The organism is Allorhizobium undicola ORS 992 = ATCC 700741 (assembly GCF_000621665.1).
Taxonomy (GTDB): domain Bacteria; phylum Pseudomonadota; class Alphaproteobacteria; order Rhizobiales; family Rhizobiaceae; genus Allorhizobium; species Allorhizobium undicola.
In genome coordinates this window covers 1-16,226 of the sequence record NZ_JHXQ01000002.1, presented here as the reverse complement: position 1 = coordinate 16,226, position 16,226 = coordinate 1, and the positions used below count along the sequence as shown (strand labels likewise).

The window sequence follows — 16,226 nt, the reverse complement described above, 5'->3', positions numbered from 1 at the left end:
ATTATCGTGAAATCCATAGCCATCGTCGGGGCCGGTATTGCCGGCCTCACGACATCCCTTTGCCTTGCCCGGCGAGGCATGGCATCCCGCATCTTCGAAAAGGCCACCCAGCTTGAAGAGGTTGGCGCCGGTTTGCAGCTTTCTCCCAACGTCACGAGCATTCTGGACGAACTGGGCATTCTGGAAACGCTGAAACAGCGATGGTTCGAGCCTGAACATGTGCTGCTGCGTGCGGGCGACAGCCTGCGCCAACTGGCAAGCGTGCCGGTGCGCCGCTTCGCCGCCAAAGAATGGGGCGCGCCCTATGCGGTCTTGCATCGCGCCACCTTGCAGCAGGCGCTGCTCAAGGCCGTGATAAACAATCCCCTCTGCACGCTCGTTCTCGACCAGCGTATCGAAAGCCCCGACGCACAGATCCTGCGCGACAGCCTCACCGGCAGCCGCCCCGATCTACTTGTCGCCGCCGATGGTGTGTGGTCGAAATTGCGTAATTTCGTGGCCGGTGCGCCGGATATTTCCTTTTCCGGAAACGTCGCCTGGCGCATGACGCTTCCCTGGCAGGACGCCCCCGGTTTTCTCGATAGCCAATCGGTCACGGCCTATACGGGCGCCCATGCCCATCTGGTCGTCTACCCGCTGGCAGAGGCACGGCTGTTCAACATCGTCGCCATTTCCGCAGGCATGGATCCTGGCGAAAGCTGGGCGGCGCGTTCGGATGCAACGCAAAGGGTCATGCTGGAGCGCGCCTTCAAAGGCTGGCATCCCGGCATTCTCTCCATGCTGCTGGACCGGCCTTCCCCGACATTCTGGCCGTTGTTCCAGGCGGGAATCGGCCGCTGGCACACCGATGACAGCAACCTTGTGCTGATCGGCGACGCCGCCCACGCCATGATGCCGTTTTCGGCCCAGGGCGCGGCAATGGCGATAGAGGACGGTATGGAACTGGCCGAACAGTTGCACCTCCACGGCAAGCAAGCCGGTCTGCCCCGTTTTGCCGCCTCAAGGCAGGCGCGCATTGCGCAAGTCCGCAATCGCGGCACCCTGAACCGCATGGTCTACCACGCCAAAGGCCCGCTCAGGCTTGGCCGGGATATGGTTCTGGCGCTACGCTCGCCCGACAGTCTCGCCAAAGACCTGAACTGGCTCTACGGCTACCGCTTCAGGGGATAGGTTAAAGACACAAGGACGCGAAACCGGGCAGGCTCCGCGTCGTCACGTTCCGGGACAGGTCCATGAATACCCGGTTGAGGCGCAGCCGCCCGGTCGAATGTCAACCTCTGAGCGCCTTTACCGCCGCAAAGCCGCGCTCGAGATCGGCAATGATGTCCTCGACGTCCTCCAGACCGATCTGCAAGCGGATTACCGGGCCGCCGCCGGGCGCCTGACAAACCGTGCGATCCTGGGTATTGACCAGAACGGCCAGACTTTCATATCCGCCCCACGACCAGCCGAGACCGAACAGGCGAAGCGCATCGACGAAGGCGCTTCCCAGGGTCTTGTCTGCGTCCGGCTCCCCGCCCTTCAGCACGAAGGAGAACAGGCCGCCGGCGCCCTTGAAATCACGCTTCCAGATGGCATGGCCGGGAAAGCTTTCCAAAGCCGGATGCAGCACGCGCGCGACATCCGGGCGCGTCTCCAGCCAGGCCGCGACGGCGCGGGCGCTGCGATCGTGATGCGCCATGCGCACGCCCATGGACCGCAAGCCCCGCAGGATCATGTAGGAATCCTCCGGCGAACCGCAGAGGCCAAGAGCGCCATTGGCCTCCTTCAATTGCCGCCAGTGGGCGGCATTGGCCGAAACCGTGCCCATCAGCACATCCGCATGACCGGAGGGATATTTTGTGACGGCATGAATGGAAACATCCACCCCGAAATCGAGGGCCTTGAAGTAAAGCGCCGTCGCCCAGGTGTTGTCCATTGTCACCATCGCACCATGACGGTGCGCAATCTCCGCCACAAGAGGAACATCGACCATCTCGAAGGTATTCGAGCCGGGCGCTTCGAGATGCACAAGCCGCGTATTCGGCCTGAACAGGCTTTCCACCGCCTCGCCCATGGCTGGATCGAAATATTCGACCTCCACCTTCATGCGCTTCAGCATGGTATTGCAGAAATGCCGCGTGGGCTCGTAGACCGAATCGACCATCAGCACATGATCGCCGGGCGAAACATAGGCAAGCAGCGCAACCGTGACGGCAGCCAGTCCGGAAGGCAACAGAATCGTCCCGGCCGACCCTTCGAAATCGTCGATTGCCGCGCACAACGCATTCGTCGTTGGCGTTCCGCGCGTGCCATAGGTGTATTTCTGGGTCGGCGCCTCCATGCTGCGCGCATTGGGAAAGAGCACCGTGGAGGCGCGCACGATTGGCGGATTGACGAAACCATGAAAACTGTCCGGATCGTAACCGGAATGGCAAAGCCGCGTTTGCGTGCCGGCCTTTGCCAGCCAATCTTCATTTTCACTCATGTCCGCGCCCTTGTTCCTCGTGAAATTCACCCCGTTCTGCCCTCTTGCACCGCAGCGGTCAAGCGTGCAGTGCAACAGGAATTCACAGCCGAACCAGAGTCTTAGGACATTATTCTGACGATTTTTTAGTCACCGCACTGTCTAAAATTAGAAAATACGCCCAATAAATAGCCACAAACTAAAAAATGCCATTTTTCATCGCAAAATTTGTCTAACAAGTCTTGACCATCCATCCGTTTGCGACTGTGATAAGTGCACGCGTTCAAAGCGCGGTGCGGCAGCAAGGGGGAACCCGAAAGGTGGCTGCCGGAATCAAAGATAAACGGATAAAAGGTTGGGAAAGATAATGAACAAGACGCTCCTGTCAGCTGCATTGGGCGCTGCGTTTCTGGGCCTTGGCGCCTCTGCTGCTTCTGCGGACACGCTTGCCGACGTGAAGGCAAAGGGCTTTGTCACCTGCGGCGTCAGCCAGGGTGTGCCGGGTTTCTCCAATCCCGATGACAAGGGCGAATGGTCCGGCATCGACGTAGACTACTGCCGTGGCATCGCAGCCGCCGTCTTCGGCGACCCCAAGAAGGTGAAGTTTGCCTCTCTTTCCGCAAAGGACCGCTTCCCGGCTCTGCAATCCGGCGAAATCGACGTCCTGACGCGCAACACCACCTGGACCATCAGCCGCGACACCTCTCTCGGCCTCAACTTCCGCTCCGTCAACTACTATGACGGCCAGGGTTTCATGGCCAAGAAGTCGCTGAACGTTAAGTCTGCCACCGAACTTTCGGGCGCTTCGGTCTGCGTACAGCAGGGCACGACCACCGAGCTGAACATGGCCGATTACTTCAAGGCCAACGGGATGCAGTACAACCCCGTTGTGTTCGAAAAGGAATCCGACGCCACCAGCGCCTTCGACGCTGGCCGTTGCGATGTCTACACCACCGACCAGTCGGGCCTTTACGCCATCCGTCTGAAGATGAAGAACCCCGATGAAAACGTCGTTCTTCCGGAAGTCATCTCCAAGGAGCCCCTTGGCCCGGCCGTTCGTCAGGGCGACGACAAGTGGTTCCACCTGGTTTCCTGGGTGCATTACGCAATGGTCAATGCCGAAGAACTGGGCGTGACCTCCAAGAATGCCGACGATCTGAAGGCCAATGGCAGCCCGGAAGTAAAGCGCTTCCTCGGCGTTGAAGAAGGCGGCAAGATCGGCACGGATCTGGGCGTTGGCAATGATTGGGCCTACAACATCGTCAAGCTCGTCGGCAATTACGGCGAAGTCTTCGACAAGAACGTCGGTGAAGGCTCGCCGCTGAAGATCAAGCGCGGCATCAACGCGCTGTGGAGCAAGGGCGGCCTGCAATACGCACCGCCGATCCGCTAAACAGTCCGGCATTAAAGGGAGGCGGGGTAAAACCCGCCTTCTGAACATGCGGCTGTTTGCAGCAGCAAGGGGCGGCTGCCGCAAAGAACATGCCCAATTCAATAAAAATCCGCCGGGAGATGCCTCTTTCTTTTCAAGAAGCAGCAGAATCCGGGCAATGGATTTCCGGTTGAACGATCGCCAATGCGACGAAACCGGAACGGGGCGCGGCACGGAATAGCCGGGCCGCATTCAGAGCGGACAGGCAATCAGCCGGAAAGGCGAGCCTTCCGAACACCGCCGGAATAAAAACAGCCGGAAACAAGAAACGGCAAGCAAAGCTCTCACGAGCATATAGGGGATAGGGTTTAATGGCAGGCCAGGCGTTCCGATCGCATTCGCCACGCGCTCAATCATCAGGATCAATCCTGAACGACCCGCAGGCGCGCGGGATTTTCTATCAGGTTGTAACACTTGCAGCACTGGTTGCCTTCGTCTGGATGGTAACTAACAACACGATCAACAATCTTCAGAAAGCCAATATTGCCTCCGGCTTCGGCTTTCTTCAGGGGCGTGCCGGGTTTGATATCGGCCAATCCCTGATCAGCTATTCCAGTGACAGCACCTATGGGCGCGCGCTGGTGGTTGGCATTCTCAACACCATCGAAGTCGCATTTTTCGGCATCATCACGGCCTCCATCATCGGCTTTCTGGTGGGTATCGCACGGCTTTCCCGCAATTGGCTGCTGGCAAAGCTGGCGCAGGTCTATGTGGAAGTGTTCCGCAACATACCGCCGCTTCTCGTCATCCTCTTCTGGTACAAGGGCGTCATCGCCATTCTTCCGCAGGCCCGCCAGTCGCTGGCCCTGCCCTTTGACAGCTTCCTCAACAATCGTGGTCTCTACATGCCGCGCGCTGTCTGGGGCGATGGCAGTCTCTGGATCGGCATCGCGCTTGTGCTTGCCATTGCCGCTGCGGTCTTCATGGTCAAATGGGCAAGGAAGCGTCAGGCCAGAACCGGCCAGCCCTTTCCGAATATCACGGCGAGCCTGCTGCTTATCGTCGGTCTGCCGCTCGTCACCTTCCTGGCGCTCGGACGGCCCGTCACCTTCGACTATCCGGTGCTTGGCAAGTTCAACCTCTCCGGCGGCACGGTGATCGGGCCGGAATTCATCTCGCTCTACCTGGCGCTCTCCTTCTATACCGCCGCCTTCATCGCCGAAATCGTGCGTGCCGGTATCAAGGCCGTGCCGAAGGGCCAGTCCGAGGCGGCAAGCGCCCTTGGCCTGCGCTCGTCCATCACCACCCGACTGGTCATCATTCCGCAGGCCATGCGGATCATCATTCCGCCCTTGACGAGCCAGTTCCTCAACCTCACGAAAAACTCCTCGCTTGCCGTGGCGGTTGGCTTCTCGGATGTCGTTTCCGTGGGGGGAACCATGCTGAACCAGACAGGTCAAGCGGTCGAAATCGTTGCCCTTTGGCTGGTTATCTATCTTAGCCTTTCGCTGAGCACCGCCGTGTTCATGAACTGGTTCAATGCCAAGATGGCGCTGGTGGAGAGGTAAGATCATGTCTGTCTACAAACACGCATTCGTGCGCTCCGAAATGACCGCGCCGCGTCCGGCGCCACAAAAGGCAAGCGGCCTGTCTCACTGGCTGCGCGTGAACCTGCTGGCAACCCCGAAGGACGTTGCCCTGACGGTTCTGGCGCTGGCGCTGCTTGCCTATAGTCTCCCGCCGTTGATCCAGTGGCTGTTCATCGACGCCACCTGGGTGGGCGATGGCCGGGCAGCCTGCACCACTATCTCGCAGGGCGGCGTTCTTCCGGAAGGAACCTCCGGCGCTTGCTGGGCCTTCATCGATGCAAAGTTCCAGCAATTCGTCTTCGGCCGCTATCCGGCAGACGAGCGTTGGCGCGTCCTTCTGGTCATGGCCATGTTCGCCGCACTGCTGGCGCCCATGCTGATGCCAAAGGCGCCGCTGAAAGGCTGGAATGCGCTTGCGCTGTTCATTATCCTGCCTGTCGTCTCCTTTTTTCTGCTTGGCGGCGGCTTCGGCCTTGCGCATGTGGAAACGCAGCTCTGGGGCGGGCTGATGGTAACGCTCATCCTTTCCTATTTCGGCATCGTGGTTTCGCTGCCCGTGGGGATCGTGCTGGCGCTGGGGCGGCGGTCGAACATGCCTGTCATCCGGATGCTCTGCGTCGGCTTCATCGAAATCATTCGCGGCGTACCGCTCATCACCGTTCTGTTCATGGCCAGCGTCATGCTGCCGCTGTTTCTGCCGGATGGCTGGACCTTCGACAAGCTGCTGCGCGCGCTGATCGGCGTTTCGGTGTTTGCCTCCGCCTACATGGCCGAGGTTATCCGCGCCGGGCTTCAAGCCATTCCGAAGGGGCAGTTCGAAGGTGCTGATTCCCTTGGCCTCAGCTATGGCCAGAAAATGCGTCTCATCATTTTGCCGCAGGCAATCAAGCTGGTGATACCGGGGATCGTCAACACCTTCATCGGCCTGTTCAAGGATACGTCCCTCGTCTCGATCATCGGGATGTTCGACCTCCTCGGCATCGTCAATCTCAACCAGGCAGACCCGACCTGGGCGACCCCCGTGACCCCCGTGACGGGCTATCTCTTTGCTGGTATCGTTTTCTGGGCCTTCTGCTTTGGCATGTCGCGCTATTCCCAGTTCATGGAACGGCACCTCGACACCGGACATAAACACTAAAGGATCTCATCATGGCTGAAGCACAAACAAAGCCGCTCTCCGTCTCCGATACCGATGTTGCGGTCGAGCTGATCAACATGAACAAGTGGTACGGCGATTTCCACGTGCTGCGCGACGTGAACCTCAAGGTCATGCGCGGCGAGCGTATCGTCATTGCCGGTCCGTCCGGGTCGGGCAAGTCCACCATGATCCGCTGCATCAACCGGCTGGAAGAGCATCAAAGCGGAAATATCATTGTCGATAACATCGAACTCACCAACGATCTGAAGAAGATCGACGAAGTGCGTCGCGAAGTTGGCATGGTATTCCAGCACTTCAACCTTTTCCCGCACCTCACCATTTTGGAAAACTGCACTCTGGCGCCGATCTGGGTTCGCAAAATGCCCAAGAAGGACGCCGAGGAAATCGCGATGCACTATCTGAAGCGCGTCAAGATTCCCGAACAGGCCAACAAATATCCAGGCCAGCTCTCCGGCGGCCAGCAGCAACGTGTGGCCATTGCCCGCGCGCTGTGCATGAAGCCGAAGATCATGCTGTTCGATGAGCCCACCTCCGCACTCGATCCGGAAATGGTCAAGGAGGTGCTGGACACCATGGTAAGCCTTGCCGAAGAGGGCATGACCATGCTGTGCGTGACCCATGAAATGGGCTTTGCGCGTCAGGTCGCCAACCGCGTGATTTTCATGGACCAGGGCCAGATCGTCGAACAGAACTCGCCTGCGGAGTTCTTCGACAATCCGCAGCACGAGCGCACCAAGCTCTTCCTGAGCCAGATCCTGCATTAAGCCTGTTTGACGAAAGGTGTAGGCCGGGCTATCGTCCGGCCATGACATTTCTTCATCGCAGACGGCGCTTCAGTCATCCACTGAAGCGCCGTTTTGCGTCTTACCACGCTGTATATCTTTAAATCTGCCGCATGTTTTTTTGCTTTAGAGCATTTTCAGGAAAAGTGGAAGCCGGTTTTCCGTCTGAAAATGCGTAAAAACAAATACTTAGAGCGGTTCAATGTTTCCGTGAAACAATGAACCGCTCTAGGGGAATTCATTTAGAAATAGAAATTATCCGGCAAGGAAATATCGGGACATCATCCCTCCATGAGCGCTCCGCCGTGCCCGACTAAAATTGGGAATGTTTTCGAAGCCAAGCATTCCCGATTTCCGACAAGATCTCTCCGGCAAAGCCGCTACGGATCAATGATGGCGTAACCGTCGCGCCAAGGCCGCACCATTATGAAACAGCCCATCTTTCTCTCGTAAGTGATTTATAATTAATGTTTTAAGTTAATCAGAGGCGCGTATAACAATCCCAAGTTTGGTTATATCACCCCCCTTGTGAGGGCAATTGCATCTACGATATTCAACGCATGTTATGATTTAACTGCCTGTTAATATAGCAATTCCTTCACCTGTCCTGCGTTGGCCCTGCGATCAAACGGCTTCGATGCATGGGCCTACTGCATAATTCCTTAAATCGGAATCGATTTAAGGTGAAAATTATGCAGCAGATTTAAAGTGTTACAGCGTCCTTTGTGCGTTTGTTAAAACGCACGGCGCTGTAAGCATGAAAAGTGTAATGCTCCACGCAAGAAAGCGGCGGCACTTCCGGCGCCTTCTGACGGTAACGAAAACAGCGACAGTTCAGAGAGTGGGCGACGAACGTGAACGAGATAATTGGAAGCTCGATTGAATCGATTGAAATCCGCAAGGATCAAAGCGCAATCACGTTTTCGAATGGGTTCCGGCTCAACACCTCGACACCTCTTATGTTTGGTTCGGAGCCTATCAACCGCTATATCGGCGATATTGTTCTATCGTGGTCGCGGTCCGACACCGGCATTTCAATCCGCTGTTTGCGCAATTGGCCTATTGTTGTGGATCTCGATAACGCGGAGAAGAGCATTCAGCTCGATCTCATTCGTTGCCGCATCGCGGAATGAAACCAGCCATCCCTTCCCTTCCCGCAGGACGGCCTTAAGTGCTGTTGATCGTCGGCAGCAACAACTCCACTTCCCGGCGCTTTTCCTCGCTCAGCGACGCTATATAGCGGACCCAGAAGCGTTCCGCCTCCTCCGGCTCGTCGTCCCATTGCCGCACGCTTGTGATATTGTCATCGATCTTGACGCGGCGCTTGCCACCTCTGCTTAAATAGGCATCAATCAGACGGCGCGCTTCAGTCATCGGCATCATGGCCTCCTGTTTTTCTGTTGAGCATATGCAAGCCACCGAACCAAGCGCCGCCTGCTGCTTTGTTTCCCCTGCCCGCCTCTCACTGGCTACTTCGGAAATCAAAAGCTCTGATAAAACCGGGCCTCTCAGACCGAAGAGCGGCAAAACACAGCCTGTTCATGAGAGCGCTTTTCGATCTGAATGAATCAGTTCGGCGCTCTAACGTTTTCTTTTCCAAGCATAATCTTGTCGATCCTCGTTTCACTCCGGTCGGATTATGCTCTAAACCCTACCGGCAGCTTTAAGGTTCCAAGCCAGCGTAGCGCTTCAGGAAACGCGGAACGCGATCTTCCGTCCGCGGATGCTATAAAGCAGGGCGCCGAGCTTACTTCCTGGCGCATTGTCCTGAGAAAAGTGCGGTCACGCGATTGCCGCCGACGATGACGTCACGGCGCATGATCTGATGGCGATATTTGGCTGGGCGAGGCTGGATATGGCGGAGATATACACAAGAGATGCCGACAAAAAGCGGCTGGCGACCGACTTCAATCGCACCTTGTTCCCCGAACGGTCGCCGTGATTACGCGGTCTTGGTTTGTCCATCTTCCTCTATCAAAGATTGAAAATAAAAGACAATTTTCAAGCCTTGCAAACAGGTCTGGGCATCACGCTGGATTTAATTTGGGCACTTCCCTGCTCCGGTCATGAAAAAGCCCACCATCAAGGCGGGCTATGAAATCAATATGATGGGCTGGTATCAGATATTGAAGCCAGCCTGAACGAGATCAGCCCGACGATAGAACCGCGCATTGAATCCTTTCGGTTCGAAGATTGGCGCGATACCGAGCGCCTCCAGTTCATACTTGATGGAGGCCCGATAGCCTTGGCGCGACTTCGCAATGGCAGACAGGGAAGCATGACTGTCGTTGAACTCGATCAGCGACTGCCGCTCCACGAACTTTACCGAGAGGCCCGTTTCGCGCCGGACATGTTGCACACGCAAATATCCGCGAGAGATGAGTTCATTGATGGTGCCTGTCGTGGTGCCAAGGGCAAGCTCAGCCTCCTTCAGCCGCATCAACGTCTCATCGCCACCCGCTGTCCGGCCGGTGTCGATCTTCAACGCCCCCTTCTTAAGCCGTAGCCGTTGAAAGACAGGCTCCTCGCCGGGCACCATGAAGGCTTCGAGATTCCCGTAGAGGATCATGGCCACGAGGTTTCTATATTCGCGATGCATTGCCCGCGCCGCTTCGCTAAGCGACATCATACCTTCGTCATCCGCCACCAGGGTCGTTCGGTTGGAGATCCTAAGGATCAAATCGTCCACTGCGTCCGCCCGGATGCGAGTGTAAGCCCGTTCGCCACCTCCCCTCGTCTCCACTTGATGAAGGATACCATCCTTAAAAAGGTGGTGGAACTTTGCTTCCGCGACGCCCAGCAACGACCAAGCCTCCTTGCTCGTCAAGGTTCCTGTCGCCTCTTCGAGAATCGGCCGCAACGCCGCAGCGTCGAAGTACGTGCGGCTGTCTGGAAGGCCATCCCGAAAATCGGGATCATTCGCCTTCATCAAAGCTCTGGTCCGATCCTTGTTGATCCCGGAGTCGGCATGCGCAGAGTTCACACAATAAAGGTGCCGGGTGCGCACAGGCTTGAAGATGATTTGCCCCTCCCCGAACGGCATATTGCGCTCCAGGATGTCCTGCATCAGGTCGATCACGGGCGCGTAGGCTTCCTTCGCAGCGTTGCGCCGAAACCATTTCGCCATCGGCCCGACTACGGCTTCGACATACTGTGTCGTCGGTCGCTTCTGATCAATGATCTCCGCAAAAACACGCCGAATTTCATCTTCTCCCATTGCCGCGAGGTTAAAGCCCCATTCTCGCGGATTGGTTTCCTCGTTCATCCAAGCCCTGATATCGTGTAGGACAAGGAAATCCCCGAGATAGCGGGAGAATTCGGCGGCAACGTGGGCGTCGAGCCTGTCGAGGAAGCCATCTTCGTGATCCCGAAACATGCGGTCGCGCAGATACGCATCCAATCGAGGCTGACGTCCCAACACTGGAACCACCGCGCCTTCCTCGATCATTCCAAGGTTAGCTTTCACGAACTGCGAGAAGTCATGGACGTCACCATCGGCGGCCACACGCACTTCCGTCAGTGCACACTTGTGCGCCGTGCATCCTTCGATGTCATTCACGTTCCACCACGCCCGGCGGTAGGCTCTGGCCGCCATACGACCTGGCTCCCTCTCGCGGTCCTCGAGAACGCACTGTGCGCAGAAGCGCATCTTTCGGCCAGCACGCATGTCCTTGCTGAGGGTAGCACACCCCATGCGCCAGGTTCCTCCCGGACCGTTTCCGGCCACGGCCCAGCGTGCCAGCCTCGCGGCAGGTACGCCCGACCACTCGGCGACCATGGCAAGCGCATCTACGTCGCCTGCGATGATCGCGCGGACGCCGATTTCCGTGTGGGCAAGGAAATCCCGCAAGGACGAGAACCCGTTGGCAGCGGCCAGCCGGGCGACGAAGTCAATCGGCGCTTCGAGATCGTGATGGACAAGCGTTACCGGAAGGGCCATCTCAGCCTCACTTCTTCTGCTTGCTGAGCGTCGCGAGATCGGCGAGCGCGTTGTCGGGGTTGATCTCGCTCCAGCGGGCGGCGGTGTAGATGTTGTCGGCTGGCAAACAACCCGTGTCGCGCTGGTAGATATGGGCAAATGCCCGTCGGTCGACGGTGCCCTTCCCCTTGCTCATGACCAGAAAGCAGACAGCCTGCACAGCCTCGATGATCTTTCCGAAGCAACCACTGTTGGCGAAACAGAGACGACCAAGAAAGTCTTCAGAGCGGAGATCGTTCGGGAGCGTCAGACCGCATTTGTCTTCGACGATGTCATTCAGAACCTTCTCGATGCAGGCTCTGTCGTTGGGCATGCTCATCGGAATGAAGCGCATCACAATGGCTCGATTTGCGAGTTGCGGATCGCCCGATAACAGGTCCGCCAATTGCGGTGTCCCCGAGTAGATCGTATGCAGGGGCCAGTCCTCGATCTGCATCAGGCTCTTGAGGCGGTCCTGCACGTCGAGCACCGCCTGCCTGCTGCTGTGGCGAAGAAGATGCTGGGCCTCATCGACGTGGAGATAGAGGATTCCCCGCTCACGAAATTGGGTCTTCAAGGTGGCGTAAAGCTGCCCCTCCGTCATCTTCGGTTTCGACGGAACGCCGATGGCATCAAGGATCGCAACGGCAAAATCCTTCGTCGTACAGGGCTTGGGAGCCTCGATGCTCAGGACCGAACGCACGACTTCGCCATACTCGTTTTCCCTCGGTTGGAATTCTGGAATCAGACTGAAATGGTGGCGCAAGGCGAACGACTTGCCGCTACCCGAGGGGCCGATAAGGAAGAGAGCGCGGCGGCGCGATCCCCCGCCCAGAAGGCAGGCTTCGACGTTGTCGACCAACTCGCGCAACAGTGTTTCGAGCCGGTTATCTCGCGCATGGTCGATGTAGCCGCGATAGACTTCACTCTTGAGGGCAATGATGTTGCCCGTGGCGGGATTCTTGGCGTTGTCCATACTCAATACTCCTCATAGTAGTTGTCAGGAATTTCGGTGGCCGCGGCGGGTTCAGGCGGCGTCTCGTCAACAGCCGCTGCACGCTTCTTCGTCTTCCTGGCATCGCGCTCACGTTCCGCATGGTAGTCGGGAACAGCATGAGAGGCAGGGACCGATCCACTGCGGAGCGGATCATCTGGAAGCGCAAAGGACTGCGTCACAGCCGGCGTGTTTGCGGACAGCACCGCCTCCCAGGCCCCGAACAGTTCCGCCTCAGTCAACAGGTAATGTTCAGCCGTGAAGTTGCGTGGCGTGAGGTTGGCGCGAAGTGCCGCTGCCTCGCCGCTCTGACGTAGACGATTGATGGCGCGGTTCATCGCCTCAAGGCCCGACTCCGCTTCCGATGCGTGCTGACTGCGGAGATTTTTTCGCGCAATGATCCACTCCGGCATTGATAGGTTGGGGCCGATATCGACCATGTTTCTGACCACAAACCAGCCCTTGTCGCCGCGAACCGCAATATGTTCGAGGTTTTCGGGGTCGACCTTGATCTCGAATTCCATTTGGCCGTACTTTGTGCGCTGCCGATGCAGTTCCTCGTTTCCGTACGGAATGCCCATGAACGGGATACCATACTGCCCGATACGTCGCTTGAACTTGATCCCGAAGATGTGGAGCATCTGCTCAGGGTCCTGGCTTGGAAACTCGATATCATGCTCCTGGGTCGCCCGCTGCCAGGCATTATGGGGAGATGCCCCGCCAAGGCCGCTATGCGGCTTGTTGTGATAGATATCGCAGATGGCAAAGGTGAAGAGCCGGATCATCTCATCCACCTGTAGGCTAATGTGATGTTCCGGGTTATAGTCGCCCTTCTCGGCGATCGACCCGAACGTCCTGCCCTCGAAGTATGATCCGATCAGCGGACCGATAGAGTGGAACAGGCTCTCGATAAACGGACGTGCCTTTGGATTGCCCGCCTGAGGGCGGTTGAAGGTGATACCGGCAGACCGCATGACACCCTCGACGAGGTTATTCGCGAACTCCTTACCGTTGTCGCTGAAAATGTCGCGCGGCTGAACAATGCCGATCCACGATGTTTCCGCACCGACGAAGTCCGAAATATGCCGTTTGTCCGACATAATCATGCGGATAGCTGCGACCGCCGAGACGGCATTGGGATTCAAACTGGCCCGGAAGGCCAGGATGTAGCGGGTCGCAATATCAATTGCCGCCACGAACCAGATACGTTGGCCAACCAGAGCCTCCCTGTAGGCTACGGGAAGGATGGACCACATGCCGGTCTCAACGAACAGCGTCATGAGATCGACGTTCCAGAAATCGATTTCGATACGTTCGCCAACGGCCAGCGCGCTGATGCCGCGCTTCACCATCCCGAAATGCTTGAGAGCAGACGCCCTCCCATGACGACCGTCCCATTTATCGAACTCATCGAACTTGGAGATAATCGACTCGAATTTGCAACGAGTGACCTGAATGAGCTCCACCGCTCTATTGGCATTCACCTCAGTCAGCTTGGCTTTGTAATCGGCATAAACCCTCGCCATGCTTGGCTTCTTCCGCGTCATGTATCGCATCGCCTCCTGATGGGCGAAAGCAACGGAATCGTTGTCCACCTTGCGGAAATGAAGACCGGGACCGTGGTGCCGATGGACAATCCCGAGAACCTGCCCACCGCAAGCGTGATACCGTTTATAGTCCCGACGAAACGTCTTGATGGACGGGGTGGGAAACGCCGTTACCTCGATCATTTCGTCCGCGCGGGCATCGCTCTCCTCGTCGTCGAAGCCAAGCATCTCAGCGATGATCTCCTTACGCCAGCCGCGGAGTTTCGCCTCGAATTTCTCCTTGGACCAGCGCGGCTTCTTACCGAGCCTGTGGCACTCGGCATCGAAACGCTCGATGAGTTTTTCGCGGAAGAGCGCCAGGTCGCGGGGTTTGCCGACAACATCGTCGAACGTCTTCTCTCCGAAGATCGTGCGCAGTCTCTGGTTCTCAGGTGCGTTATATGCGTAACGGATTTTCGCCGCTCCGCTCACCAGTTTCGTGTAAACGTCGCGGTGAGCAATGAACCGTTCATCGCGCGCGTCGGATTCGTTTGTAAACGTCCAACCCTCAGCATCCCGCTTCTTGGGCTTCCAGTCGACGTTCTCGTCGGTGAAACGGTCTACGTGGCTCATCCGAACCATCGCGTGATGAAAGATATTCGGCTTGGAGAACTCGTGCAGCATGGCAGGCTCCTTTCAAGGTCAATAGGGGAATAGTGTTTTTGGGGGATCAGCGGTTGACCGCGAGTATCGTCAGGTCGTCGATGCGGTCGCGCGTTTCTGGAATGAGAACGCACTCGTCGATCAACAGGAGGACTGCCGTCCGACGCGCTCCACGGTTATTGCAATCACGGAGCAACTCGCCAAAACGGAACCGCCCACCGAAATTCTGGACCATGTCGAAGACAAGTCTGAACTCGGCGTCGTCACGCATGCGGCGGGCCCGCAGGATCCGCTCGGCATTCTCGTAGGCACCGTAAGTGGCTTCGAGCTCGGTCATAAGACGAATGTCGTTGACCGCGCCGAGTGTCGTCGTGCCGTTCTTGTTCTTTCGAAGGAAGCCTTCAGCTCTGATGCGATCCATCAGATCATTCATCATCGACGCTTTGCGAGCATGTTTGACCGTGACGGCTACGGTTTCGCCGTCGTCAAAGACGACGCAGTAGTCGCAGATGTGCTCGCGCCAGTTTCCATCAGCATCGCGATACAGAAGCACAGGGAACTGGGAGAAGATAGAGCGCACGTCCTTGCGGATCTGAAGGACCTTCGAAACCCGGCGTTCGAGATCACTCTCATGGTAGACGACCACGTCGTTGAATACCGAGAAACCTCGCAGTGTCTTGCCGTGCGTGGACGGAGGTTTACGAACCGCGCGCTCGGCGACCGGCTCGTTCCAGAACTTGGTTTCAGCCGCGGTTCCTACGACGGTTCCGCGTTATTCCGCCGTCTTTCGTGTCGGCTCGGCCATTTTCCGAAAAGCAGTTCGCCTGCCCGAATTTACGTGGGTTTTGGATTGCGGGCATGCTCAAAAAGCCAAGGCCAGCCCGATGAAGCGCGATTTGTTTGGAAACCTGACGTGCAAAATGCATTGTGTCCTCTTAAGCATAACGAGATAGAGACATACATCTATGCAATTCCCGGCGGGCTTCATCCCATCCAGGTAGAAATCACTTCGTGTATTCGCCTATCAAGTTCATGCGCGGACTCCTTCAGTCAGTTGCCAACACTATACGGCACTACTGTCTGCTGTAAAGATCCGCTGGCCCAAAAATTGGCGCGTGTTATTCCCCGACCGCACATGGCGCTCCGAACATTCCTTGTTAGTGGTACCGACACCTTGCCGAACCGCGCACTACATTGCTAAAAGCAGTGACGTGACGCCTTGAGGAGCGCCTGAGCGTTGTAACGATCTTGCAGAAACGTTACAACGACGCGCAGCTTCCGCTGCTGTAGCAAGCCGCAAGCTCCTTAAACACCTTGCCTCAAAGCGATGTCCGATTTTCACCGTCACCGATATGCTTCGGTTCGATAGACATTATTGCCGAATGCTTGAGGCCCGAGCGCCGTCTTCCCGTAAGCCCCCGGTGATGGCCGTCTTGCGATGTTGATGGGAACATCGGAAGTCCTAGTGCAAACACTAGGAGTAGTCCTATGACGAAGCATCCGATTGAAGTGATCACGTCCGTTGAGCGTCGCCGGCGCTGGTCTCGCGAGGATAAGGAGCGGTTGGTTGCGGCCTGCCTTGAGCCTGGTGCGGTTCTTTCCGAGATTGCGCGATCGGCTGACATCCACGTGAGCCAGCTCTTTCGGTGGCGCAAGGAACTCTGCCGGATCGAGGAGCCGTTGCTTCAGGTGGCGAGCACGTTGGTGCCCGTGATCGTGTCGGAGGCCGCGCCGGCA

General features: G+C 57.3%; 13 protein-coding genes. 7 read left to right on the top strand and 6 right to left on the bottom strand.

The features are described from left to right. Nucleotides 1–6 precede the first annotated feature (6 nt). Nucleotides 7–1,170: an FAD-dependent monooxygenase gene (locus T424_RS0102120; protein ID WP_330217722.1), complete on the top strand. Its 1,164-nt coding sequence runs from the start codon at nucleotides 7–9 to the stop codon at nucleotides 1,168–1,170. 100 nt (nucleotides 1,171–1,270) lie between these two features. Here T424_RS0102120 and T424_RS0102115 read toward each other — a convergent pair whose 3' ends face one another. Continuing rightward, on the bottom strand, nucleotides 1,271–2,467 hold the full coding sequence (locus tag T424_RS0102115) for a cystathionine beta-lyase (protein ID WP_027486253.1): 1,197 nt from the start codon (nucleotides 2,465–2,467) through the stop codon (nucleotides 1,271–1,273). Between the two features lie 346 nt (nucleotides 2,468–2,813). Here T424_RS0102115 and T424_RS0102110 point away from each other — a divergent pair, with 346 nt between their 5' ends. The 5 genes from T424_RS0102110 (at nucleotide 2,814) to T424_RS0102085 (ending at nucleotide 8,481) form a co-directional block, all read left to right on the top strand. Further along, nucleotides 2,814–3,839 carry an amino acid ABC transporter substrate-binding protein gene (locus T424_RS0102110; protein WP_027486252.1) on the top strand — a complete coding sequence of 342 codons (1,026 nt, stop codon included), beginning with the start codon at nucleotides 2,814–2,816 and terminating at the stop codon, nucleotides 3,837–3,839. 350 nt (nucleotides 3,840–4,189) lie between these two features. Next, nucleotides 4,190–5,386 carry an amino acid ABC transporter permease gene (locus tag T424_RS0102100; RefSeq protein WP_027486251.1) on the top strand — a complete coding sequence of 399 codons (1,197 nt, stop codon included), beginning with the start codon at nucleotides 4,190–4,192 and terminating at the stop codon, nucleotides 5,384–5,386. Nucleotides 5,387–5,390: 4 nt separating this feature from the next. Continuing rightward, a complete protein-coding gene (locus T424_RS0102095) occupies nucleotides 5,391–6,545 on the top strand; it encodes an amino acid ABC transporter permease (protein WP_027486250.1) in 1,155 nt (384 codons plus the stop codon). Between the two features lie 11 nt (nucleotides 6,546–6,556). Further along, entirely contained in the window at nucleotides 6,557–7,330 is a 774-nt protein-coding gene (locus T424_RS0102090; RefSeq protein ID WP_027486249.1) for an amino acid ABC transporter ATP-binding protein, read from the top strand. A gap of 872 nt (nucleotides 7,331–8,202) precedes the next feature. Then, nucleotides 8,203–8,481 (top strand): hypothetical protein, encoded by a 279-nt coding sequence (locus tag T424_RS0102085; RefSeq protein ID WP_027486248.1) that lies wholly within the window; start codon nucleotides 8,203–8,205, stop codon nucleotides 8,479–8,481. 34 nt (nucleotides 8,482–8,515) lie between these two features. On the opposite strand, the gene T424_RS0102080 is transcribed toward T424_RS0102085, so the two are convergent. The 5 genes from T424_RS0102080 to T424_RS0102055 all read right to left on the bottom strand — a co-directional run bounded on the left by T424_RS0102080 (nucleotide 8,516) and on the right by T424_RS0102055 (nucleotide 15,135). Next, nucleotides 8,516–8,728: a hypothetical protein gene (locus T424_RS0102080; RefSeq protein ID WP_027486247.1), complete on the bottom strand. Its 213-nt coding sequence runs from the start codon at nucleotides 8,726–8,728 to the stop codon at nucleotides 8,516–8,518. Between the two features lie 739 nt (nucleotides 8,729–9,467). Beyond that, entirely contained in the window at nucleotides 9,468–11,288 is a 1,821-nt protein-coding gene (locus T424_RS0102070; protein ID WP_027486246.1) for a TniQ family protein, read from the bottom strand. A gap of 7 nt (nucleotides 11,289–11,295) precedes the next feature. After that, entirely contained in the window at nucleotides 11,296–12,282 is a 987-nt protein-coding gene (locus tag T424_RS0102065) for a TniB family NTP-binding protein (protein WP_027486245.1), read from the bottom strand. A gap of 2 nt (nucleotides 12,283–12,284) precedes the next feature. After that, nucleotides 12,285–14,510 carry a Mu transposase C-terminal domain-containing protein gene (locus T424_RS0102060; protein ID WP_027486244.1) on the bottom strand — a complete coding sequence of 742 codons (2,226 nt, stop codon included), beginning with the start codon at nucleotides 14,508–14,510 and terminating at the stop codon, nucleotides 12,285–12,287. 46 nt (nucleotides 14,511–14,556) lie between these two features. Next, entirely contained in the window at nucleotides 14,557–15,135 is a 579-nt protein-coding gene (locus T424_RS0102055; RefSeq protein ID WP_245269389.1) for a hypothetical protein, read from the bottom strand. An 842-nt stretch (nucleotides 15,136–15,977) separates the two neighbouring features. Between T424_RS0102055 and T424_RS0102050 the strand changes: the two genes are divergently transcribed. After that, a partial coding sequence (locus T424_RS0102050; RefSeq protein ID WP_037066495.1) for a transposase occupies nucleotides 15,978–16,226 on the top strand: 249 nt, incomplete at its 3' end.